Source organism: Massilia sp. Masssp93, from assembly GCF_059491295.1.
The window spans coordinates 3,086,658-3,108,969 of record NZ_CP168502.1; the positions used below are offsets into that span (position 1 = coordinate 3,086,658).

General features: G+C 68.5%; 16 protein-coding genes. 7 read left to right on the plus strand and 9 right to left on the minus strand.

Going from position 1 to position 22,312, the window contains the following annotated elements:
• Positions 1–123: 123 nt before the first annotated feature.
• The 5 genes from ACEN9Q_RS12675 to ACEN9Q_RS12695 all read left to right on the plus strand — a co-directional run bounded on the left by ACEN9Q_RS12675 (position 124) and on the right by ACEN9Q_RS12695 (position 6,225).
• On the plus strand, positions 124–3,162 hold the full coding sequence (locus tag ACEN9Q_RS12675; protein WP_495628678.1) for a TonB-dependent receptor: 3,039 nt from the start codon (positions 124–126) through the stop codon (positions 3,160–3,162).
• Between the two features lie 186 nt (positions 3,163–3,348).
• On the plus strand, positions 3,349–3,729 hold the full coding sequence (locus tag ACEN9Q_RS12680) for a glyoxalase superfamily protein (protein WP_056451057.1): 381 nt from the start codon (positions 3,349–3,351) through the stop codon (positions 3,727–3,729).
• Between the two features lie 154 nt (positions 3,730–3,883).
• On the plus strand, positions 3,884–4,756 hold the full coding sequence (locus ACEN9Q_RS12685) for a PhzF family phenazine biosynthesis protein (protein ID WP_495628679.1): 873 nt from the start codon (positions 3,884–3,886) through the stop codon (positions 4,754–4,756).
• Between the two features lie 67 nt (positions 4,757–4,823).
• Positions 4,824–5,174, plus strand: a complete 351-nt coding sequence (locus tag ACEN9Q_RS12690; RefSeq protein ID WP_056451051.1) for a TfoX/Sxy family protein — start codon at positions 4,824–4,826, stop codon at positions 5,172–5,174.
• Positions 5,175–5,247: 73 nt separating this feature from the next.
• Positions 5,248–6,225 carry a family 43 glycosylhydrolase gene (locus tag ACEN9Q_RS12695; protein ID WP_495628680.1) on the plus strand — a complete coding sequence of 326 codons (978 nt, stop codon included), beginning with the start codon at positions 5,248–5,250 and terminating at the stop codon, positions 6,223–6,225.
• An 82-nt stretch (positions 6,226–6,307) separates the two neighbouring features.
• Here ACEN9Q_RS12695 and ACEN9Q_RS12700 read toward each other — a convergent pair whose 3' ends face one another.
• The 3 genes from ACEN9Q_RS12700 to ACEN9Q_RS12710 are packed head-to-tail and all read right to left on the minus strand — an operon-like array spanning position 6,308 to position 8,718.
• Positions 6,308–7,072 (minus strand): hypothetical protein, encoded by a 765-nt coding sequence (locus ACEN9Q_RS12700; RefSeq protein ID WP_495628681.1) that lies wholly within the window; start codon positions 7,070–7,072, stop codon positions 6,308–6,310.
• Positions 7,073–7,124: 52 nt separating this feature from the next.
• Entirely contained in the window at positions 7,125–7,910 is a 786-nt protein-coding gene (locus ACEN9Q_RS12705; protein WP_495628682.1) for a DUF2491 family protein, read from the minus strand.
• 4 nt (positions 7,911–7,914) lie between these two features.
• The gene (locus ACEN9Q_RS12710; protein WP_495628683.1) at positions 7,915–8,718 is read right to left on the minus strand and encodes a hypothetical protein; all 804 of its coding nucleotides are present in this window, start codon (positions 8,716–8,718) and stop codon (positions 7,915–7,917) included.
• 82 nt (positions 8,719–8,800) lie between these two features.
• On the opposite strand from ACEN9Q_RS12710, the gene ACEN9Q_RS12715 reads away from it, so the two are divergent.
• On the plus strand, positions 8,801–9,292 hold the full coding sequence (locus ACEN9Q_RS12715; protein WP_495628684.1) for a phage regulatory CII family protein: 492 nt from the start codon (positions 8,801–8,803) through the stop codon (positions 9,290–9,292).
• Here the strand turns inward: ACEN9Q_RS12715 and ACEN9Q_RS12720 are convergent, their stop codons facing one another.
• The 6 genes from ACEN9Q_RS12720 to ACEN9Q_RS12745 form a co-directional block, all read right to left on the minus strand.
• Positions 9,293–9,724 (minus strand): hypothetical protein, encoded by a 432-nt coding sequence (locus ACEN9Q_RS12720; protein ID WP_056451211.1) that lies wholly within the window; start codon positions 9,722–9,724, stop codon positions 9,293–9,295.
• Positions 9,725–9,820: 96 nt separating this feature from the next.
• On the minus strand, positions 9,821–10,858 hold the full coding sequence (locus ACEN9Q_RS12725; RefSeq protein ID WP_495628685.1) for a glycoside hydrolase family 43 protein: 1,038 nt from the start codon (positions 10,856–10,858) through the stop codon (positions 9,821–9,823).
• 16 nt (positions 10,859–10,874) lie between these two features.
• Complete coding sequence (locus ACEN9Q_RS12730; protein ID WP_495628686.1) at positions 10,875–11,939, minus strand: family 43 glycosylhydrolase; 1,065 nt, start codon at positions 11,937–11,939, stop codon at positions 10,875–10,877.
• A 123-nt stretch (positions 11,940–12,062) separates the two neighbouring features.
• Complete coding sequence (locus ACEN9Q_RS12735; RefSeq protein WP_495628687.1) at positions 12,063–15,377, minus strand: DUF8487 domain-containing protein; 3,315 nt, start codon at positions 15,375–15,377, stop codon at positions 12,063–12,065.
• Between the two features lie 8 nt (positions 15,378–15,385).
• The gene (locus ACEN9Q_RS12740) at positions 15,386–16,684 is read right to left on the minus strand and encodes an SGNH/GDSL hydrolase family protein (RefSeq protein WP_495628688.1); all 1,299 of its coding nucleotides are present in this window, start codon (positions 16,682–16,684) and stop codon (positions 15,386–15,388) included.
• Between the two features lie 91 nt (positions 16,685–16,775).
• Positions 16,776–20,468, minus strand: coding sequence for a TonB-dependent receptor (locus ACEN9Q_RS12745; RefSeq protein WP_495628689.1), 3,693 nt, complete (start codon positions 20,466–20,468; stop codon positions 16,776–16,778).
• Positions 20,469–20,856: 388 nt separating this feature from the next.
• Between ACEN9Q_RS12745 and ACEN9Q_RS12750 the strand changes: the two genes are divergently transcribed.
• The gene (locus ACEN9Q_RS12750; RefSeq protein ID WP_495628690.1) at positions 20,857–22,308 is read left to right on the plus strand and encodes an SEL1-like repeat protein; all 1,452 of its coding nucleotides are present in this window, start codon (positions 20,857–20,859) and stop codon (positions 22,306–22,308) included.
• Positions 22,309–22,312 lie beyond the last annotated feature (4 nt).

The following is a 22,312-nucleotide window of genomic DNA, read 5'->3' on the forward strand; positions in this document are numbered from 1 at the left end:
CGTGATTATTCATGCGAACGGTACGGAAGATGGATTCGCGCCGCGAAGCTTGGCGCTACCATGCCCCCGTCAATATGACCGAACGAGTCATGAGTCATTGATAACAACATGGAGACTACAACGATGAGTTTCACTGGACACCCTGGAACCTTGCACCCGCTGGCACGCCGCAGCCGCATCAGCATCGGCGTGCTGGCCATGCTCGCGTCGCTGCACGCGCACGGGCAGGAGGCCGCCCCCGCCGCGGGCGCGGCCGCGGCCACGGCCACGAACGCCACCGCCACCGCCACCGCCGCCGACGGCAAGGCACCGGAAAGCGTCGTCGTCGTGACGGGCTTTCGCGCGAGCCTGAACAGCGCGCTGAACACGAAGAAGAACAGCGACGGCATCGTCGACGTCATCAAGGCCGAGGACATCGCCAAGTTCCCCGACGCGAACCTGGCGGAATCGCTGCAGCGCGTGCCCGGCGTCGCGCTGGCGCGCGGCGACGGCGGCGAAGGCAAGCAGATCACCGTGCGCGGCCTGAACGCGGGCTTCACCCGGGTGCGCATCAACGGCATCGAAGGCGTGGCCGCGACGGGCGCGTCCGACATCAACGGCAGCACCAACCGCGGCCGCGGCTTCGACTTTTCCGTGTTCGCATCGGAGCTGTTCAACAGCCTGGAAGTGCGCAAGACGTCCGAAGCGGACATCGAGGAAGGCTCGCTCGGCGCCACCGTCGACCTGCGCACGGCCCGCCCGTTCGACTTCAAGGGCCGCACGTTCAGCATCGGCGGCCAGGAGAGCCACAACTCCCTCTCGGGCAAGACGCAGCCGCGGGTGACGGCGCTGCTGTCGGACCGCTGGGACACAGGCTACGGCAAGGTCGGCGCGCTGCTGTCCGCCGCGTATTCGAAACGTCGCGCGACGGAGGAAGGCTACGAGGCCGTGGAGCTGCTCAGCGCCAGCAACGACGGCGGCTTCTGCTCGCCCGTCGGCGTGGCGCCGCAGAACCCGGCCGACAGCGCCGTCAAGGGCATCACGGCGACGACGTGCGGCACCGGCATGGCGCGCGCGACCGATCCGGCCGCGTACAACAACGTCATGGGCCGCAAGGACAATTACGGCGGCACGGTCGCCAACCCGGCGGCCGGCTCGGGCGCGTTCGCGCCGCGCATCCCGCGCTACCGCCGTTCGCAGACGGACTACCAGCGCACGGGCATCACCAACTCCTACCAGTGGCGCAATGCCGACAGCGAGCTGAATCTCGACCTGATGTACGGGAAGTTCGCCAACAAACGCTACGACAACTACATCGAGGCGATCTCGTTCGGCCGCAACCTCGGGTCGAACGGCAAGCCGCAGACCTCGATCCTCGATGCGAACTTCGACCAGAACGGCAGCTGGGACTACGGCAAGTTCAACGGCGTCGACGTGCGCACGGAAGGCCTGCTGGACGTCTACACGACCAAGTTCCGCCAGCACGTGCTGTCCGGCAGCCACCGGTTCAGCGACACGGTCAAGGCCGACTTCATGGCCGGTAACTCGAACTCGAACCTGAACGAGCCGATGCGCGCCACCGTGCAGTTCGACGCGCCGAACGTGGATGGCTTCTCGTGGGACTTCCGCAACAACCGCAACGTCCCGGCGCTGAACTTCGGCATCGACGTCGCCGATCCGGCCAACTTCCAGTTCGCCCCGCAGGACGCCGCCGGCAACGTGCGCGGCATGTTCGTGGGCCGCTACCTGGACACGACCAACAAGCTGCAGACGCAGGCCGTCAACCTGCACTGGGAACTCAACGACCACCTGACGAGCCACTTCGGCCTCTCGAGCCGCAAGAACATCTGGACCAACTACGAGATCGGCAACAGCGCCAATGCCGTGTCGCTGCCGGCCGGCGTCACCATGGCCGACATCTCGCGCCAGATCAGCGGGTTCGGATCAGGCCTCGGCGGCACCGGCGTGCCGTCGTCGTGGGCGGCCGTCGACCTGCCGAAGTTCCTCGGCGTCGTCAACACCGAGTGCCACTGCGACGCCGTGCCGGGTTCGCAGTACAACTACCTGGCGCAGACGAACCGCCGCGTGGAGGAAGACATCGACGCGCTGTACGGCATGGTCGACTTCAACTACGACTTCGCCAACATCACCTGGCGCGGCAACGTCGGCGTGCGCGGCGCCGACACCAAGGCCACGTCCACGGCGATGATCAACGTGCAGGGCCAGCTGCAGCCGAATACGGGCACGAAGAAATACCGCGACTGGCTGCCCGCCTTCAACCTGACGGCCCAGCTGCCGAAGGACGTGTTCCTGCGCTTCTCGGCCGGCAAGACGCTGTCGCGCCCCGAGTACACGGACCTGGCCCCGAACGCCACCGTGTCGCCGATCTCGCAGTCGGTCTCGATCGGCAATCCGAACCTCGACCCGATCCGCGCCAACACGTACGACCTGCAGGCCGAATGGTATTACGCGAAGAACGCGATGATCTCGCTCGGTCACTTCCGCAAGGACATCAAGAGCTTCATCCAGAGCGTCAACGAACGCGTGCCCTACAACACGCTCGGCCTGCCGAACGAACTGCTGATCCTCAACGGCTGCTCGCTGACGGGCGCGCCCATCTGCCAGACCTTGCCGACGACGGAAGTCAACGTGAGCCGCAAGGTCAACACGGCCGGCGGTCCGCTCAAGGGCTGGGAATTCAACCTGCAGGCGCCGTTCAGCTTCCTGCCCGGCTTCTGGAGCAATTTCGGCCTGCTCGCGAACGCGACGCGCGTGAAGTCGAAGATCACGTACATCACCCGCGTCGACAACCCGGCCACGCCGGCCAACGAGCAGCTGACCCAGGTGGCCGACTTCACGGGCCTGTCGCCGCGCACCCACAACCTCACCTTGTACTACGAGGACGCGAAGTTCAGCGCCCGCGTGTCGGCGGCGCACCGCTCCAGCTACATCTATGCCGTGCTGGGCGACGTCAACGGCGCCGACTACACGATGGTGGACGGCTCGACCAACATCGACATGAGCCTGTCGTACAACCTCACGCCGCAACTGCGCCTGTCGCTGGAGGGCCAGAACCTGACCGACACGCCGCTGCGCTACGGCCGCGACACCCAGCGCAACGACACGCTGCTGTACGTGCATTCGGGCCGCTCGTTCGTGCTGGGGCTGAACTACAAGTACTGACGGCCGTACCGCAGCGGACGGCGATCTGGTATGCTTGCCGATTCGACCACGATCCCGTCCTGCGACATGGCTTTCGCTACACGCGACCCACGCTTCATCGTCCCCGCCTGCTGGCTGCCCATCGCAGCCATGCGGCTGGCGGACGCCGGCCGGGACGGCGGTTCCTGAATCCACCCAGGAGGCACCATGTACACCCTGTCCCGCGTCACCCCGATCCTGCGCATCTTCGACGAAGCGAAGGCGCGCGAATTCTATATCGACTTCCTCGGCTTCAAGGTCGACTGGGAGCACCGCTTCGAGGGCGGCGACTTCCCCGTCTACATGCAGGTATCGCTGGGCGACTGCGTGCTGCACCTGTCCGAGCACTACGGCGACGGCAGCCCGGGCGCATCGATCCGCATCGCCGTGCGCGACCTCGACGGCTACCAGGCCACGCTGCTCGCCAAGGAATTCAAGTACGCGCGCCCCGGCATCCAGACGATGCCGTGGGGGACGCGCGAGATGACGATCCGCGATCCGTCGTCCAACCGGCTGTCGTTCGAAGAACCGGTTGCCGCCGGCGCCTGACGGCGCGCCGCATACCACTCGTCCATGATCCGGGGCGACCGGTACACTTTGCGCCGGGCCGGCAATACAGTGCCGGTAACAATCCGCCGACTGTTCCTGTCGGCGCGGGGCGCCGCCGCGTAGACTCGTCGCATCTTCACATCGCGAGACCCCCATGGCACGCCACCCCTTCAAGACCGTCGACGTTTTCACCGCCATCCCGTTCCAGGGCAATCCGCTCGCCGTCGTCTTCGACGCCGACGGCCTCTCCACCGCGCAGATGCAGCGGATCGCCAACTGGACGAACCTGTCCGAGACGACGTTCGTCCTGCGGCCGACACAGGCCGGCGCCGACTACCGGGTGCGCATCTTCACGCCCGGCGCCGAGCTGCCGTTCGCGGGCCACCCCACGATCGGCACGGCGCACGCGCTGCTCGAAGCGGGCGCGATCGCCGCGCGCGACGGCCGCATCAATCAGGAGTGCGCGGCGGGCCTGGTCCGGCTCGACGTGCGGCACGCGGACGATGGCGCGCGCTGGCTGTCGTTCGAACTTCCCCCGCACACGATCACGCCGCTGGATGCCGCCGCCGCCGCCGAGGTGGCGCAGATCCTCGGCACGCCGCCGGTCGCCCCGCCGTGCCTCGTGGACGCGGGCGCGCGCTGGGTCGTCGCGCAGTTGCCCGATGCGCGCGCCGTGCTGGCGGCGGCCCCGGACCTGCAGCGCATGAAGGCGCGCGACAGCGTCAGCGGACACACGGGCGTGCTCGTCTTCGGCCCGCATCCGGACGGCCGCGCCGCGCGGATCGAGGTGCGCGCGTTCGCCCCCGCGCACGGCGTCGACGAGGACCCGGTCTGCGGCAGCGGCAACGGCGCCGTCGCCGCCTACCTGCGCCACACGGGCCAGCTCGAGGCGTTCGGACGCGACTTCCTGTCCAGCCAGGGCGCCGCCGTGGGCCGGGCCGGCATCCTGCGCCTGACCATCGGCGCGGATGCGGTCAAGGTCGGCGGCAACGCCGTCACCTGCGTGGACGGCCACCTGACCTTCTGATCGCGCTTGATCGGCACGCACGTTCAGGCTAGGCTGGCGGCTTCGATCACGACACCGGAAGGACGACATGGCAACGGAACGCAGCTTCATCGACTACGTCGCGGAAGTGGTGGGACTGGGCGCGCGGCTGACGCACAAGAAGATGTTCGGCGAGTACGCGCTGTACGTGGACGACAAGGTGGTCGCCTTCGCGTGCGACGGCAGCCTGTTCGTCAAGCCGTCGGAAGCCGCCGCGCGGCTCGCGCCCGACCTGCCGCAAGGGCCGCCCTATCCCGGCGCCAAGGACTATCCGGTCGCCGACGAATTGCTCGACGATCCGCAGGCGCTGCGCCAGCTGCTGCTCGAGACCGCGGCGATCATGCCCCCGCCCAAGCCGAAGAAGCCCGCCGCGCCACGTGCGAAACGGACGCCGGGCTGATTTTTAGTTATCGATATCATTGTTCGCGCAACGTGTGCTAGCATGGCGGCTTTCAACCCGACCACGACAACCGATGCGCGTTCCTGCCCGCCCCCTCGCCACCTTGCTGTCCGCCCTGATGTCCGCCTTTCTGGTCGCCGGCGCCGCCCACGCGGCGACGCCGGTGGCGGGCACGCCGATCGCTACACGATTCAACGCCGACCCGTCGCCCCACTGGTTCCCGGCCGCGAAAGGCTTTTATCTGTACGCGACGGACGACGCGTCGAACTCCGGCAAATACTGGGATTCCGTCACGTGGCGGCTGTACACGTCGCCGGACATGAAGACGTGGCGCGACGCCGGCGTGCCGCTGGCCGTCACCGTGTTCAAATGGGCGCGGCCGGACGCCAAGGCCTGGGCGCCGGAAGCCGCCTACCGCAACGGGAAGTACTATTTTTATGCGCCGGTCGGCGGCGACAAGATCGGCGTCGCCGTGTCGGACCGCCCGGACGGCGGCTTCGTGGATGCGCGCAAGACTCCCCTCGTCGACCGGGAACGCGACGTGAACGCGGGCGACGAGCCGATCGACCCGGCCGTCTTCATCGACAAGGACGGGCAAGCCTATATGTATTTCGGCACGCGCGTGCCGAAGGTCGTGAAGCTCAAGGCCGACATGATCTCGCTGGACGGTCCGATCCGGATCGTCACGATCAACGGCCTGTCCGCATCGGACACGAAGAAGAAGTACGGCGAGGCGCCGTTCATGCACGAGCATGACGGCACGTACTACTTCACGTTCTCGTCCGGCTGGCCGGGCCAGATCCTGTACGCGACGGCGAGCTCGCCGCTGGGCCCCTTCACATACCGGGGCGTCGTGATCGACTACCTCAAGATCTCCACGAACCACCAGGCGATCCTCGAACACGGCGGCAAGAGCTGGATCTTCTACCACGACGCGCTGCTGCCGGGCGGCGGCAGCTTCCGCCGCTCGATCGCCGTCGCGCCGCTGGAATACGGCGCCGACGGCACGATCAAACAGGTGCCGGTCGCGCCCGGCCAGCCGAACGACTGACCGGGCCACGGTGGCCGGGTCACGGTGGCCGGGTCACGTTGACCGGGCCACGGTGGCCGGGTCACGTTGACCGGGGACCGACTCAGGCCGGCGTCTTGGCGGACAGCCGCTTGAGCCGCTCCAGCGCGCTCTCGCCGGCCGTCTCCGGCTGGCTCACGGACTTGCGGATCGCATCGAGTTCGGCCTGCTGGTCCAGCGGCTTCTGGCCGATGTCCGCGACGATGCGCAGCCCCTGCGCTTCGTTCGTCACGGCTTCGGCGCGGCGCGTCAACGCCGACAATGCCGTCGAGTTGCCGCGCATGCTCGCGAGGCCGTTCAGCTGGTCCTGGCGTTCGAGGCGCATTTCCTGCAGGTCCTTCTGGGCCTTGGCCGCGGCCAGCGCCTGCATCGCCTTTTTCGCCTGCGCGTCGAATTCGGCCAGCTGCTTCGACAGCGCGTCGACGATCTTCTGCAGCTCGTCCATGTACGCCTTCGCGTCCGCCTCTTCCTGGATTTCCTGCGGCAGGCGCGCCTTGTTCGCTTCCAGCTCGTCGCAGAACATCGTGACCGTCGCTTCCGAAATCGTGCCGGCGGCGAGGCGCTCGGCCAGCTTCTCGGCCGCGCGTTCGTCGCCCGCGATCAGGTTCTGCAGGTTGGCGACGTCGCCGTGTTCCTTGTCGAACGACGCGCGCGCCGTCGCCAGCAGTTGCGCCGTCTCGCGCAGGGTGGCGACCAGGCGGTCGCGGTCGGCCTCGGTCGCGGTCTCGGGGTCGAAGTTGGCGATGGCTTCGGCGATGCGGTTGCCCAGTGCGCCGAAATGCTTCGTGACCAGCCGTGCGGTCAGGCCCCATCCACTAGCGTTGCTCATTGTTGTTCCTTTCGTGCGGTGATGAAGTGCGGTGATGAAACGGTTGATACGGTTACTGGATGACGATGCGTTCCTGCTCGACCGGGACGCCGATGACGAAATCGACGTGGATCCCGCGCCGGTTCGTATCGCCGTCGACGCTCTCCACGATCTCCGTCGTGATCAATAAATATTCGCGCCCGCCGTCCGCCAGCGTGCGCACGTACGGCATGAAGTACATCTGCTGGCGCAGGCCGTGCACGCCCGCCGCATCGTCGATGCGCGTCTCGCGGCCCTCGAACGGCTTGACGAACTGCGCGTCCGGCGCGCCCGCGTCGCGGGTGTAATCGACGCGATCGAGCGCGCCGAACACGGTTTCCAGCGTGGCCGCGTCCAGCATGTCGGCCAGTTGTTCGCGCCACAGCGTATAGCCGGGATCGCCCAGCCCATGGCCGGCGGCGCCCGTGTACGCATCCTGGTCGTCGGCCGTCTCGGGGATCACGCGCGCCAGCTGGGTGCAGTACAGTACCTCGGCCACCTTGCCGTCGTCGCCGCAGAACACCTGCAAGAATTTTTCCTTCGCGTCGTCGTCGCCCTTGTCGAGGTACAGGCGGTACAGCTCCGTGTGCGGCTCGAGGCGGATCTGCGACACGGCCAGGATGCGCGTGTCGGCGGCGGACAGCGTCGCGATCAGCGAGCCGCCCGCCTGCGCCCGGATGATCGGCGAGCATTGCAGCTGCACGACGCTGCCGATGCGCGCGCCCATCGGCGCGGCGGCGTCGGCATGGTGCCCGCCCTGCGTGATGCCCTTGTTGGCCGCGACGGCACGCACGTAGCTGAAAACATCCTTCCAGGCCATCTGTTCAATTCCTTTCGAACGAATAATTCGGTTTCTTCGCCGCGCGGCTGCGGCGCACGCGGCGCCACGCGAAGTACACGGCCCAGCCGACGAGCGCCAGCACGCACAGCGTCATGAACACGCCCAGGAACGAGGTGCCGCCCGACCGCGCCGGCGCCGGCGCCATCGGCGCGCCGCCCGGCGTCGACGGGTACGCGCCCGGATAGCCGTTGTTGTTCGCATGCGCGCCGCGCGCCATGTTCGCCAGCACGGCGCCCGCGATCACATGACCCAGGCCGCTGTCCTGGCGGACGATGATCGGGGCCTGCTGCTGCGCCTGGCCGTACTGTGGCGGCGGCGCCGGCTGGGCGTTGCCTCCGTGTTCGTAGCCCGGCACCGGCCGCGTGTCGCGCCCCGCCTGTGTCTGCGCCTGCTCCTGCGCCTGGCGCCGCGCATCGAGCGTGCGCAGCGCATTCGCTTCGGACGCGTTCCTGTTCAGCTTTTGCGACAGCGCGGAATCCGATTTCTGCGGCGCCGCCGCCCCGCCGCCGAACGAGCCGAAGCCGCCGGACGGCCGGCCCGCGTTCGACGGCTGGACGGGCGCCGGCGCCGGCGCAGCGGACGACGCGTGCCGGCTGAACGAGCCAAAACCGCCCGACTTCGCCGACGAATACGACGGCTTCATCGACGACGACGAGGACGACCGGTGCGACGAAAAGCCGCTCTTGAAGGAGTGCGACGATGTCGTCGGCCTGGCATCGGCGCTGCCGACATGCGCCAGCGGCACGAGCAGCGCCAGCACGAACGCAACTTGATAAGACTTCAACATGGTCAGGAGGGCGATCGAAAGTTAGAATTAGTGTAACGACCGGAATGTTGACACGCACCGGTTAAATTAGCAAAGGATTACCATGACCCGCCGTTACCTCGACATGAACCAGCACGACGCCCTCTACACGGTGGCGCGCAAATACCCGGGCGGCATCGACGCGCTGGCACGCGAGCTGGACATGTCGGCCAATGTCCTGCGCAACAAGCTGGCGCCGACGATCGCATCGCACTATCCGTCGTTCGAGGAGGTGTCGCAGATCGTCGAGTGCTGCCACAAGGCGGGCGTGGCGGATGCGCACCTGCCGCTGCACGCGCTGCTCGTGCGCCACGGGATGGCGGCCTTCGTCGTGCCGCAGCCGGAATCGGCGCGCCAGGACGACCTGTCGCAGACCGTCTGCCGCGTGATGAGCGACGTCGGGGCCGTGGCCGAGGCGGTGTCGAGCGCCCTGCTCGACGGCACCGTCACCCCGGTCGAGGCCGACCTGATCGAACGTAAATTCCACGCCGCGCTGTCCGCCCTGGGCGCCTGGCGCGCACGCCTGCGCCAGGAAACCGAGGCGGGTCTCCGCTGATCAGGAACGCAGGCGGCGTGCCGGCGCCGGCCCGTCGTCCTGCGCTGCGCCGCGCAGGGAGCGCAAAAACAGTCCCAGGCCGCCGAAGGCCAGCGCCAGGATGCAGATGAGTTCAAAGGCCGACATCGTGCGCAGCGACATGTTCACGGATGCGATCACGCCGAATACGAGCGCGGCGAACGCGCCGACGGCAAGCAGCCAGCCCAGCGCACTGCGGGCGTTGTAGAAGATCATGGCGATGCCGATCACGAGGGGAATCAGCACGATCCCGCCCGTGATGCCGTAGCCGCCGACGCCGAACAGGCGCGTGCCGAGCCCGAAGCTGGAGCTCACCACGACGCTGTTGAGCAGCAGGTAAAACCCGCCGCACATCAGGATGAGCCCGAGAAAAAACCGGCCCGTCCCGCCGCTCGTTCCGCCCGCACCGTTCATCGTGTCCTCCGTCTTTATATTTGTTGCGACGGCGACAACAATACCAGAATTTCCGGTCACCTTGCTACTGTGCCCGGCGGTGATGGCGCGAATGTTTTACCGCGCCACGACAGGCCGCGGCGCATCCGCCACCGGTTCGCCGAAATCGGGCATGCCGTCCGGCCGCCAATGGATGACCTGGGCGCGCGTATGGCGGTTCGGGTCGTGCAGCGAATCGCCCTGGATCTCGCGGTAGTTGCGCGCGTGGTAGACCAGCACGTCGGTCTTGCCGTCCGGCGTCGTCGTGAACGCGTTGTGGCCCGGCCCCCACTGGCCGTTCTTCGCGCTGCTCCTGAAGACGGGTTGCGCCAGCTTGGTCCACGACCTGGGGTCGAGCAGGTCGGCGTCGTCCGGCGCGCTCGTCATGCCGAGGCAGTAATTCTCGTCGGTGGCGCTGGCCGAGAACGTGACGAACACGCGGCCGTGGCGCACCAGCACGGCCGGGCCCTCGTCGACCGCGAATTTCACCTTCTCCCACGCATACTCCGGCTTCGACAGCATCACGGCCGGTCCCTTGATCGTCAGCGGCGTGTCCATCTTCGCGATGTAGATGTTGGTGCCGGGGCTGGAGTCGGGCGCCGTCTGCGTCCACACGAGGTAGCGCTGGCCGCGGTTCTCGAACGTGGTGGCGTCCAGCGAGAACGATTCCCAGCCCGTCTTGACCTGGCCGCGCTCGACCCACTCGCCCGCGAATGGATCGGCGGACGCGTTTTCCAGCGCGTACAGGCGGATGTCCCACGGATGCTCGGCGCTGCCCGCCGTGAAATAGATGTACCACTTGCCGTCGATGCGGTGCATCTCGGGCGCCCAAATGTGCGCGCCCATCGCGCCGGTCGCGTGCTTGCGCCACACGGTCTTCGCCGGCGCGGCGCCCAGGCCGTCGAGCGAACGGGCGCGCCGGATCTCGATGCGGTCGTACTCCGGCACCGTCGCCGTGAAGTAGTACCAGCCGTCGGGCTGCAGCGACACCTGCGGGTCGGCGCGCTGCCGCACCAGCGGATTGTGGAACACGGGTTCGGCGGCGCGGGCGGACGACGCCGCGGCGGCAAGGCACAGCACCAGCGCCGGCAAGGCGCGGACGGAAAAGCTGGACATCGGTTCTCCCAATTGGTTAGACAGGCGGGTCGAGCCGGATGGCGACCTTCGCGTCGCGGTCCGTGCGCACGACACCGCCCTCCTCGATCAATTCGCTCACCTGGATCAGGCTGCGCCGCTGTTCGGGTCCGTCGCGTTTCGCATCCGGCCCCTGGCGCCCCGGGTGGACGAAATAGAACAGGTAGGCCCGGTCGCCGCTGACGACGACGTCCGCGTGGCCGCCCATCACGCCGTCGTCCGGTCCGTGGCCCGGCTGTTCCAGCAGCGTCGTGTCCTGCTTGCGCCAGGCCAGCGCGTCGCTTGACCGGAACACGGCGAGGCCATGCCACACGTCGACGATCATCCACCATGCGCCGTGCCAGCGGAACACCTTGGGCCCTTCGCCGCGCTGGGCGACGGCGAGACCCCGGTCCGTCCAGTGTTCCAGGTCCGGGCTGTCGGCGTAATACGTGTTCTTGTGATCGAGTTCGTTGTTGTACCACATGCGCCAGGTCCCGTCGGGCAGCCGGGCCAGCGACGGGTCGATCACCTTGTCGTTCGCCAGCGGCACGATCGCCGGATGGCGCCAGGTGCGCAGGTCAGTGCTCGTCAGGTGCACGATCACGCGCGGATGCTTCCAGTCCTCGAACACGCCCGGCACGACCGTGAGGAACATGTGGAACGTGCCGTCGCCGGCGCGCACGATGTCGGGCGCCCAGTGCGTCGCGTCCTTGCCGCCCAGGCCGGGCGGCAGGTCGATGTCGGCCGTGCCGACGTACGTCCAGTGCGCGCCGCCGTCGGGCGATTCGGCGATGCCGATGCGCGTGCCGTGCACCCACGTCACGCCCGGCAGGCCTTGCGCGGTCGCGCGCCGGTTCGTGTAGAACATCCACCAGCGCCCGCGGGCCGGGTTCCATATCAGGGTCGGATCGGCGGCGCCGTCATACACGGGGTCGCGGAACAGGGGCTTGGCGGCGATGCCGCCTGCGGCGACAGTCGCGGCGGCCGGCGGCGCGGTCCGCTCGATGGCGCAGCCGGCGAGCGCGGACAGTGCCAGCAACAGGCACGCCGACCTGGCCGCGAACGGCCGTAACGTGGACAACAAATCGTCTCCTTTTCCCGGACGGTCTTCAGCCGCCGTCGACATGGCGCGATGATAAAGCCGGCGTGGCCTGCCGACCAATGAAATTTTTCGCGCCACCGATACGTTTTGTACGCGTCCGCGTCACCGGGCAGGCGGGCGCCGGTGCCGCGGCCGGTCGTCCATGCCCGCCTCGTCGACGTCGGCCGACGTCGAGCGCGAGCGCTTGTATTCGAGTTCGCCCGCTTCCTCCGGCAGCGCGGGGCCCGTGTACAGGACGGCCACGTCGGCCAGCGCGCTGGCGCGGTCGTCGCCGAAGCCGGACAAGGGCGTCAGCCGCAGCCGGCGCGCCGTCACGGTCCGGCTGAAACGCACCGTCTGCGGATCGAACGTGGAGCCCAGCACGGGCCGCGCCACGTCGCGCCAGCTGGCGCCGTCGTCGCTCGCCTGGATCAGCCATTCGTGCACGTCGCCCTCGTGGTCGCGGTGGTTCTGGCGCGGCATCAGCACCAGGCCGTCGAACGGCACGGACTGCGCGAATTCGATGGTCAGCGGCGGCTGCGGCCGCGGCGCGTCGCCCTTCACGGCGACGAGGCCATAGGTGTTCGGATCGCCGTCGACGACATTCGCCGCGTCGGGCCAGCCGCTCGCCGTCGCGCCGAGCTTTTTCATCACACGCGTGTCGAACAGGCTGGCGCGCAGCGCGGCCGGATCGACCGCCGTCGCCGGCTCGAAGCGTGCGCCGGCCATGTAGTCGAGCAGCGAGCGGCGCAGCTGGCGCGCGGCCGGGCGCTCGTCGAGCCGGTTCTCCAGGTCGAACGTCGACACGACGAGCCGGCCGCTGCCCACCTTCGCCTCGAACACGGCGCCCAGCCGGTAGTTGCGGTTCCAGTCGTCGATCGGCTGGACGATGGGACGCAGGCCGGCCGGCAGGCGCGCCAGGTTGAAGGCGCGGGCGCCCGCCACCAGGTCGCTCCACTGCCAGTCCATGTGGTCGGCCGTCGGGAAGCCGGCCAGCGCGGGATGCGCGCGGTCGACCCACAGGCCCAGCATGCGGCTCCAGCCCGGATTCATCAGGCGGTTCCAGAACACGGGCACGTCCGCGAGCGGCGGCGAGGTCCAGTCCAGGTCCGCCTTGCGCGGCAGGTACAGCACGCTGCCGCCCTGCGCCAGCCTGGCCTCGGCCTCCGGCCACGCCCGCGTCACCAGCACGCCGGCGGGGACGGCAGCGTCGACCTTGTCCGGATACAGCCAGAAGTTCCAGTCGTTGGCGACGGCGGTGCCGTCGAGCCCGACGACGAGCTTGTAGTGCGCCGGCGCCGGTAACCGCGCGAGATCCGTCGCCACCCGGCCCAGCGGGATGTTCTTCCCGATCGGGATGTCGAGCTGCGCGAAGCGGCCCTGCACGACGGCGCGCCCGCCATCGTCCTCGATGCGCCACCACGGCCGCGCGCCGGCCAGCGGCTGTTGACCGTAATGCGCGATCTCGACGGGCACGTCGAACGCGTCGCGCGTCGTGAGGACGGAACGCGTGAGGCGGGCCAGCGGGACCGTCTCGCCATTGAAGCGGCGGAAGGCTTCCGGCGTCGCATACCCCTTCGATTCCCAGAACGTGTCGAGGATGCCGACCAGCGCCGTGCCCTGGCCCAGGTAGTCGTGCAGGTCCAGCAGCTGGTAGCCACTCATGCCGCGCGTGCGCAGCGCCGCCTCGATCTCTTCCTTGTAGCACGCGACCTGCCACCGTCCGGATGCGAGCGCGAAGTCGTGGTCGCGGTCCAGCACCCCGTGGCGGCGGGCGGACTCGCGGAAGATCTCGTAATTTCCCGGCCGCAGATAGCCCGTGAACTTGTCGATGACCGAGAAATCCGGATACGCGACCCACTGCCCCATCTCGTGCGCGATCACCGGCACCTTGATGCCGTCCAGCGAGGCCGCGTAATCGCGTCCGAACCAGCCGGTCTTGTTGCGCAGCGGCTTGGGGCCGATGCGCTGCACGGCCAGGTAGTCGGTGTCCTTGTCGAGGTCCGGCACGACCTTTTCGGTGTGGCCCGTGCCGTTGGTGTACAGGCGGCGCGGGTCCTCGGCGCGGAAGCGCGCGATCCACTTCGCGAAGACTTCCTTCCAGCGGCCCGACGGCTCGTTGCTGGGGCTCAGCAGCAGGAACGACGGATGGTTGCCGTAGGCGCGGATCAGGCGTTCGGTCTCGTCGACCAGCATCACCGCGATGGGCGAACCGGGTTCGAACCGGTTCCACATGCCGGGTTCGATCTGCAGGTAGATGCCCACTTCGTCCGCCGCCTGGAACGCGGCGTCCGGCGGCGTGAACGAGTGGAAGCGGATGTGGTTGATGCCCCAGGCCTTGTTGATGGCGAAGATCTTCTTCCAGTACGCGACGTCGGTCGGCGGATACCCGGTGAGCGGGAAATCGCCGCCGTGGTGCGTCCCGCGCAGGAACACGGGGCGGCCGTTGACGAGGATGTCGGTGCCGCGCGCCGCCACCTGCACGAAGCCGAACGACACGTTCCGGGCATCGTCGGCGCCCGGTCCGCGCAGGCGCAGCGTCAGCGACTGCAGTGCCGGGTGCCACTCGTCCCACGTCTGCGTATCGCCGGGGTACTGCACGCGGAATTCCGCGCTGCCGCCGGCCGCCGTCCAGCGCACGGCGACGCGCCTGCCGTTGGCCTCGATCGTGCCCTGCCCCGCCTTGCCGCCGCCGTTGCCGACCTTGAGCTTCACGAGGACGCTGCGGGTTGCCACGTCCGGGAACACCTGCGCGTCGTCGATGTACACGGGCGACGTGGCGCGCAGCTCGGCGCGGCCGACGATGCCGTTCCAGCTCATGCCGAGCGAATCCGAGATGCTGTGCGAATCGGGCCGGTAGGCCATCAGCACGCGCGAATCCACGCGCACCGTGACGCGGTGCTTGCCCGGCGCCAGCATGCCGATGTCGTAGTCGTGCGGCGCCACGAGGCTCAGGTTCGATCCGAGCGCGCGATCGTCGATCCAGGCGCTGGAACCCCAGCGGGGCCGCTCCAGGTGCAGCACGACCCGCTTGCCGCGCCACCCGCGCGGCACCTCGACGTCGCGCTGGTACCAGGCCGCGCCGAGGTAGTGGCGCGGCGGCTGGCTCAGGAACGGCACCTTCACCTGGCCCGGCGCCGTGAACGCCTTGTAGTCCTCGCGCAGGTTCCAGTGCTTGTCGTACAGCGACAGTACCCAGGGCGTGTGCGCCGTGATCTCGTCGCCGTAACCTTGCGCGTTGAGGATGCCCGGGATGCGGATGCGGTCGGGCAGCGTGCGCGTATCCCAGTGCTCGGCCACGCCGGTGTCGGCGGGGTCGAGCGCGAAGCGCCACGTGCCGGCCAGGTCGAGGGTGTCGGCGGCGGTGGCGGAGGCGGCGGAGGCCCCGAACAGCATGGCGGCGGCCAGAGCAAAACGTAAGCGGGACAGGAAGTTCATGCGGTTCTTCATTCGGTGTCGTGATCGTGCATTGTGGCATGCGTGCCCGCGTCCGCCGGCGCCGTGCCGCCAGGTTGCGGACGCCAGCGGCATGCCGCCAGGCGGTCGAGCGGGACGGCGGCCGCCATCGCGCGATAACCGGCCGGCGACGGGTGCAGGCGGTCGCCGGAATCGAAGGCTTCACGCAACCGGCCGGGCGCGTCGGGGTCGCGCAGGGCGGCGTCGAAGTCGGCCACGCCGTCGAACAGCGGGCTGGCGCGCAGCCAGGCGTTCAGCGTCAGGCGGTCCGCCTCGTTGTCCGGGCCGGGCTGGTAGATGCGGCTGCCGCCGTATGGGACGATCGTCCCCGCGATGAGGCACACGCCACGCGCGTGCGCCTGTGCGGCCAGTGCCGTCCACCCGTCTTCCAGGTCGTGCAGCAACGCGCGGCGCGCGTCCGGCGTATCCCGTCCGGCACGATGCTGGACGCCGAGGTCGTTCACGCCGATCAGCACGAGCGCATGCGTCACGCCGGGACGATCGAGTACGTCGTGCGCGAAACGCGCCGCCAGCTTCGGACCGTTCCCGTCGGCCAGCATGCGGTTGCCACCGATGCCTGCGTTCACGACGGCCAGCACCGGCGCATGCGTGGCGCCCAGGCGCCGCTGCAGGTAATCCGGCCAGCGCTCGTCGCGGTCGAGGCCCGCCCCGGTGCCGTCCGTGATCGAATCGCCGATCGCCACCAGCTCGGCCGCGGGCGCGGACGGCAGCACGTCGATCTCGTCGACCTGATACCACGACGTCAGCGCCCGCGCGCCGTCGAGAGCGGGCCGCGCGGCCTGGTCGCCCGGCGCAAGGAATTGCGTCGCGTGGGCAGCGATGTGGACGCTCTGGCGCGCCGGCAGCGCCTCGACGGCCAGCGACACCGCGACGAGATCGCCCGCCACGCTCGGGAAATCCAGCGGATCGCTCACGATCTCGGCGCCCGGCGCGACGGTCACCCCGGGCTTGCCCACGAAACGCAGCGGCAGCGGCGGTCCGGCAAGGTCGCCCGCGCCGGCACGCGCGCGGCCGACGGTCGCGGCGCCGATCGCGAGGGGCTCGTCACCGAAGCGGTTGCTGATGCGCACCCGCAGCGCGGTGCCGCCCAGCGACAGGCGCATGGCCTGGCGCAAGGTCGCGTGCGCGGCGGCGGCCGGCGCCAGCGCCACCTTGTCGTTCGGGGCCATCAGCGCCGTGCCCCAGGCGGCGATCCAGTCCGGCGCCGGCCGCGCCTGGGCGGCGGCGGCCAGCAGGCCGGCCGCGACGAGCGTCGTGCGAACCTTCATGCGATGTTTCCGTGTTCGTGAATAAAAAGAGCGCGACCCGCCCGGCGGATCGCGCTCCTGCCCCCCCCGGGCGCGGGCGGCGTCTCGCTCATCAACCGCCGAAGCGGAAGTTCGCGCCGGCCATGATGCGGCGGCCGGCATAGCTGTAGTCCAGGATGCTCGGCGCGCCGTTCGAGAACGGCACGTAGGAGCCCTGGCTGTCGCTGGTCGCGGCGTTGCCCAGGTTGCGGCCCTCGACGAACACCTCGACGTTCGGGGTGACCTTGTAGGCGATCTTCGCGTCGAGGTAGCGGGTGGCGTCCTTGAAGTTCGGCGAGCCCGGATTGTACGCCGGCGGCCGGGTGTTGCCGCTGGCGTTCGGGTAGTTGTTCACCCCGGTGCCGGTCCAGCCCGCGATGTTGGCGAAGTAGCTGGCCACGCCCTGCACCGCGACGCGTGCCGACAGGCGGCCGTCGTCATACCAGATCGCCCAGTTGTACTGGAACTTCGATTCGCGCAGCGGCGGCATCGGCGTGCCGGTCAGCAGGTCGACGATGTTCTGCGTGGACGTGACGGAACCGAGCTTGGTGTAGTTGCCGTCGAAGCCGAGGTAACGCAGGCGCCACGGCAGGAACGTGAACGCAGTCTTGGTGCCAAACTCCCAGCCCGTGCGGGTGGTCGGTACGCCGTTCTGGTAGGTCGAGAACGAGAACGGCAGGTTCGACAGCACCTGGCCGGTGGTCGGATCGGTCAACGCCATGCCGAGGGTGCCGTTGGCGGTCTGCACGATGGACGGGCCGACGATGCCCTGCTGCTTGAAGTACGACAGCGAGAACATGGTGTCCTTGCTCGGGTAGTACTCCACGCTCCAGTTCTGGTTCAGGTTCTTCTGGGCCTGCAGGGCCGGGTTGCCGATCTTCGACGTGCAACGCTGGGTGTCGTCGTCGGCCAGGCGCTCGTCGTAGCGGCACAGGCCCTGGGGCAGCAGGTAGCTGACCGGCGGCCTGGCCACGGTGCGGGCACGGTTGTAGCGCACCACGACCTGATCCGGCACCACCCACATGGCAAGGTTATAGATCGGCAGGAAGTCGTGGGTGGTCGCGTCGACCGCGGTATTGGTCGTCACGGTGACGTCGTTGATGCCCGCCTCCGCGCCCGGGTTGGCTGGGTCGAAGGAAGCGTTCTTGGTGATCGACTCGAACGACATCTGGCCGACGCCGTGCACCTTGGTGCGGATATAGCGGTAGCCCAGGTTGCCTTCGATCTCCCAGCCGAACGGCAGCGCACGTTGCGTGAACGGGATGTGGTCGACGTTGAAGTCGCCCATGACGTACAGCGCCTCGGAACGCTCGCTCATGCGCGTCCCCGGCTGCTCATAGGTCTTGCCGTCCGAACCGACGCACGAATAGACGCAATTCAGGTTGGCGTTCGGGACGCCGGACAGCTGGAACACCTTCTGCACGTCGATGTTCGGCCAGTTGGTCAGGGCGCTGCCGAACTCGCCGTTGGCGCCGTTGAAGAACCGGGTCGGGGTGATGTTCCCGGTGATCGACTTGGCGATGACGTCCTGGAACTGCTGGGGCGTCAGGGTGACCGTGCCCGAACCCAGGCGATTGTAGGAATTGCCCGGCACGAAGCCGTACTGGCACTTGTTGCCGCCCGCGCCCAGCGAACCGGCAGTGTCCTGGCAACCGACCAGCGTGCTGCGGACGATGGAAGGCTGGACCCAGACGTTCGGGTCCGTGCTCGCCTGGTAGCCGTTGCCGTAGTTGCCGGGATTGTGGTAGCGGGTGTCGCGGAAGGTGAAGCCGCTCTTGAACCGGGTGAAGAACGGCACCGATTCCGGCGTCGCCCACGTGAAGTCCGCCTTGGCGGTACGCTCCTCGGTTTCGCGCACCACCGGGTTGTAGGTCAGCTGCGGCTGCGAAAAGGTCACCAGTGGCTGCTGGTTGGCCGTGTAGGCCGGAACGTCGTGGATGTTGCCGCCGCCGCCCGTGACGGCCTTGGACGCCGCCTGCGACACCAGCTGGACGTAGTTGGCCGGGTTGTACAGGTTGAAGTTCGAGCCCGCCGGGAAGCTGTAGGCCCACAGCCCGTTCGGCTGCACGGTGAGTTGCGCCGCGCCGTAATTGGTGGCGAACGTCGTGCGGAATTGTTCGCTCGTGTACTTCGACTTGGCGTCGCCGACCAGCCATTCCGCCGTCAGCCCGCCGTGCCGCCATTCGCCGCCGCTCTGGAAATACCGGGTCACGGTGTTGCTCTTCTGGTAGATCTGGTCGACGCCGGCGCTGCCGTCGCTGATGCCGAAGCTGGTGACGTGGTGGCTCGCGTCCACCTTGACGGTCGACGGATCGACGTTGGTGACCGCGCCCTGCACGGCCGGGCCGTTGGCCAGGTAGCTGGCGTTACCCGGATACAGGTAGTAGCCGTCCGCGCCCGCCGCGACGGCGCGCACGCCGTTCGTGTCCGTGAACGTCTTGGCGAGATTGATGTTCATGCCGCCCAGGTTGAGGAACGACGTCTGGTTCTCGGTCGCGCGCTTCGAATAGCTGCCCTTGAGGTAGACGGTCAGCTCGCGGTTGACTTTGAAGTCGCCGCGCAGGTCGAGGTCCTGGCGCTTGTCGGTCTCGGTCTGGATCTTGTTGCGGATCAGCGAAGGCGTGTAGTCGTTCCACTGGTTCAGGCAGCTGATCAACTCGTTCTGGCGCTCGTTCAACGCGCTGTTGCGGTTGTTCGTGCTCAGGTTCTTCAGCGCGGCGTCGGCCGAGGTCAGCTGCGGAAACGCCGCGTAGCATTCGGCCTTGGTCTTCGCCGCGGCCGACTTGGTCAGGATCTCCTGGGGCGTCGCCGTCATGTAGCTGCCGGTGCCGCTCGTGTACGGGTAGATGCCCACCGATCCGACCGCGGGCCCGGCCGGCGTGGTCGACGCCGGATCCGCCATGTTCAACGTGGCCGGGTTGTAGGTGAAGGTCTTTTCCGGCGAGTTGTCGAAGTCGATCGCGCGAGCATAACCGGTGTTCGCGCTCGTCGCGACCTGCATCTGGTGCTGTTCGTTGGCGGTCGTCGACTTCGACGCGTTCAAGATCACGCCAAGGCGGTCGTTCATGAACTTGCGCGAGAGGATGACGTTGGTGTCCGGCTCCCACTTCTTGTTCAGGTTATTCGTCGTACCGGACACGCGCACCGCGGCGAACGGCTCCTTGAAATCCAGGCCGGTGCGGGTCTTGATGACGATGCCGCCGCCCAGCGAGCCTTCGACCATGTCGGCCGTCGAACCCTTGACCACGTCCACGCTCTTGATCAGGTCCGCCGACAATTGGCGGAACTCGCTGCCGCGGCCACCGAGGTCGCTGTTGGCCGACTGCACGGCCATGCCGTCGATCTCGACGCGGGTCAGGTCGGGGCCGTTGCCGCGCACGGCGACGGTCACACCCTCGCCGAAGTCGCCGCGGTCGAGCGCGACGCCGGCCATGCGCGAGATCGCCTCGCCGATGTTGCGGTCCGGGAGCGAACCGACGTCCTCGGCGACGATCGAGTCGAGCGCGGTGGCGGCGTTTTTCTTGCGGGCGATCGACGATTGCTGCGACCTGCGGGTCGAGACGACGACGGTCGCGATGCCGCTCGCGATCTCGTTGTTGCCCTTCGGGGCCGCGCTCGCGCCGGTGCCGGGCGCCTGCGTGTTGGTGGCGTCCTGCGCCGGCGGATTGTCCTGCGCCAGCGCGGCGTGGCTCGCCATCAGCGAGACTGCCAGCGAGACGGCATAGGCAAGGCGGGTGGGACGGATGACGTTGCGGATGTCGTGCATTTTTCTGTCTCCTTGGTGGACCGTGGTGAGCGGTCTGTCTTTTTTCGCGGTGACGCCGCAGGTCTGGTGCTGCGGTCGTTGGCTCTTCGACTCAGGGACAGTGTAGGGTTGCGGGCGCCCATCGTGATATATCAGCGGGAAATACTCATCCACATGAGCGAAGCGTGTGCTCGAATGGCCACACACACCGATCAAAACCGCGATTGCGATGCCATTTTTTGCGCGGGATGACGCCGGCGCCCTGCGAACGGTTATCGCAACGCCGCGGGCCGGGCCCACGCGCCGCCGAAACGATCAATCCGGTGAGCGAATCGTGCGGGGGCGCACGGCGCGATCGCCCTGCGCTATCCTTGCCCGCGCAAGCCGCGCCCACCCACGAGGAGACCCGATGAAGACGACGAGATCACAGACCATCCCTGCTTTGCTTTCGCTCCTGCTGCTGGCCACGGCGCACGCCCAGACGGGCACCGTGATCGTGAACGGCACGAAGGCGCGCGCCGGCGATCCCCATGCGATCAACGCAGCGAAGGACCGGATCCTGAACGGCCGGTCGGCGTCGTCGTGCGCGTTCATGGACCCGCACAACCCGGCCTACGATCCGGTCATGACGACGTACATGAGCGACTTCGGGCTGGACGACAGCCTGTCCAACGACGTGCCGCACTTCTCCGACCTGGCGCCGGGAGGCGACGTGTCGAATGCGGTCGATTCGTCGGGCATCGCCCGCGACCCCGGGATGTCCGGCCAGATCGCGCCGACGAACACGTCCGGCTGCGGTCCCGCCGACCGGCGCTTCGCGGCGGGCCGCAACCGCATCGCGCGCAACGACAAGTCGCTCGCCTTCGGCTACGAAGCCTACGACAACAAGGACTACGCGCGTGCGCTGGAGCAGTTCACCACCGCGTGGAACAAGGTCGGCTACGACGAGGCGGCGCTGATGCTGGCGCGCCTTCACCTGTACGGCCTCGGTACGCCGAAGGACGGCGCGCAAGCCGTCGCGTGGCTGGAAAAGGTGGACAACCAGCGCTACGATCCCGCCGACCGCCTGCACTTCGATCCGGCGCACCCGGACGCGATGACCCCGCGCATCGAAGCCGCCTTCATGCTGGCGCGGATGTACGACCGCGGCATCGGGGTGGCGCGCGACGCCGGCAAGGCGCGCCTGTGGTACGGGAAGGCGGCCGGCTACGGCTTCGTGCCCGCCCTCGACATCCTGGGCGCGCGCGCCCTGGCCGGCAGGGACGAGCCGCGCGACCCCGTCAAGGGGCTGGCGCAGTTGAAGGAAGCGGCGGACGCGGGCTACCCGGCCGCGCAGTACCATCTCGCACGCGCCTATTACGCGGCGGACGGCGTGCCGCGCGACGTCAGGACGGCCGGCGCCTACTTCGAAGCCGCCGCGCACGCCGGCATCCCCGCCGCCATGTTCGCGGCCGGGCACATGATCGACCTGGGCGAAGGCGTGAAGGCCGATCCCGCCAAGGCCATCGTCTACTACAAGGATGCGGCGCTGAAGGGCGACCGCGACGCCCAGTTCGCGCTCGGCACGTATTTCTACAGCGGCGAAGTGGTCGGCAAGAACCCGGCCACGGCAAGGCAGTGGTTCGCCGCCGCGGCGCGCCAGGGCCAGCCGGACGCCCTGTTCAACCTGGGCGCGATGACGGCCAACGGCGAAGGCGGCGCGAAGGACCCGGCCGCGGCCTACGTGCTGTTCAACCTGGCCGCCCAGGCGGGCTACGACGGCGCCGCCGGCGCGCTGAAGGCGTTGACGCCGACGCTGACCGCGGACGAGCGCAAGCGCGCCGACGCCGTGCTGCATCCGCGGGTCGCCGCGTCGCACTGACGGC

What these genes read in the sequence shown, in the direction of transcription:
- ACEN9Q_RS12675 (WP_495628678.1), top strand. Translation starts at nt 124, where the DNA reads ATGAGTTTCACTGGACACCCTGGAACCTTGCACCCGCTGGCACGCCGC.
- ACEN9Q_RS12680 (WP_056451057.1), top strand. Translation starts at nt 3,349, where the DNA reads ATGTACACCCTGTCCCGCGTCACCCCGATCCTGCGCATCTTCGACGAA.
- ACEN9Q_RS12685 (WP_495628679.1), top strand. Translation starts at nt 3,884, where the DNA reads ATGGCACGCCACCCCTTCAAGACCGTCGACGTTTTCACCGCCATCCCG.
- ACEN9Q_RS12690 (WP_056451051.1), top strand. Translation starts at nt 4,824, where the DNA reads ATGGCAACGGAACGCAGCTTCATCGACTACGTCGCGGAAGTGGTGGGA.
- ACEN9Q_RS12695 (WP_495628680.1), top strand. Translation starts at nt 5,248, where the DNA reads ATGCGCGTTCCTGCCCGCCCCCTCGCCACCTTGCTGTCCGCCCTGATG.
- ACEN9Q_RS12700 (WP_495628681.1), bottom strand. Translation starts at nt 7,072, where the DNA reads ATGAGCAACGCTAGTGGATGGGGCCTGACCGCACGGCTGGTCACGAAG.
- ACEN9Q_RS12705 (WP_495628682.1), bottom strand. Translation starts at nt 7,910, where the DNA reads ATGGCCTGGAAGGATGTTTTCAGCTACGTGCGTGCCGTCGCGGCCAAC.
- ACEN9Q_RS12710 (WP_495628683.1), bottom strand. Translation starts at nt 8,718, where the DNA reads ATGTTGAAGTCTTATCAAGTTGCGTTCGTGCTGGCGCTGCTCGTGCCG.
- ACEN9Q_RS12715 (WP_495628684.1), top strand. Translation starts at nt 8,801, where the DNA reads ATGACCCGCCGTTACCTCGACATGAACCAGCACGACGCCCTCTACACG.
- ACEN9Q_RS12720 (WP_056451211.1), bottom strand. Translation starts at nt 9,724, where the DNA reads ATGAACGGTGCGGGCGGAACGAGCGGCGGGACGGGCCGGTTTTTTCTC.
- ACEN9Q_RS12725 (WP_495628685.1), bottom strand. Translation starts at nt 10,858, where the DNA reads ATGTCCAGCTTTTCCGTCCGCGCCTTGCCGGCGCTGGTGCTGTGCCTT.
- ACEN9Q_RS12735 (WP_495628687.1), bottom strand. Translation starts at nt 15,377, where the DNA reads ATGAACTTCCTGTCCCGCTTACGTTTTGCTCTGGCCGCCGCCATGCTG.
- ACEN9Q_RS12740 (WP_495628688.1), bottom strand. Translation starts at nt 16,684, where the DNA reads ATGAAGGTTCGCACGACGCTCGTCGCGGCCGGCCTGCTGGCCGCCGCC.
- ACEN9Q_RS12745 (WP_495628689.1), bottom strand. Translation starts at nt 20,468, where the DNA reads ATGCACGACATCCGCAACGTCATCCGTCCCACCCGCCTTGCCTATGCC.
- ACEN9Q_RS12750 (WP_495628690.1), top strand. Translation starts at nt 20,857, where the DNA reads ATGAAGACGACGAGATCACAGACCATCCCTGCTTTGCTTTCGCTCCTG.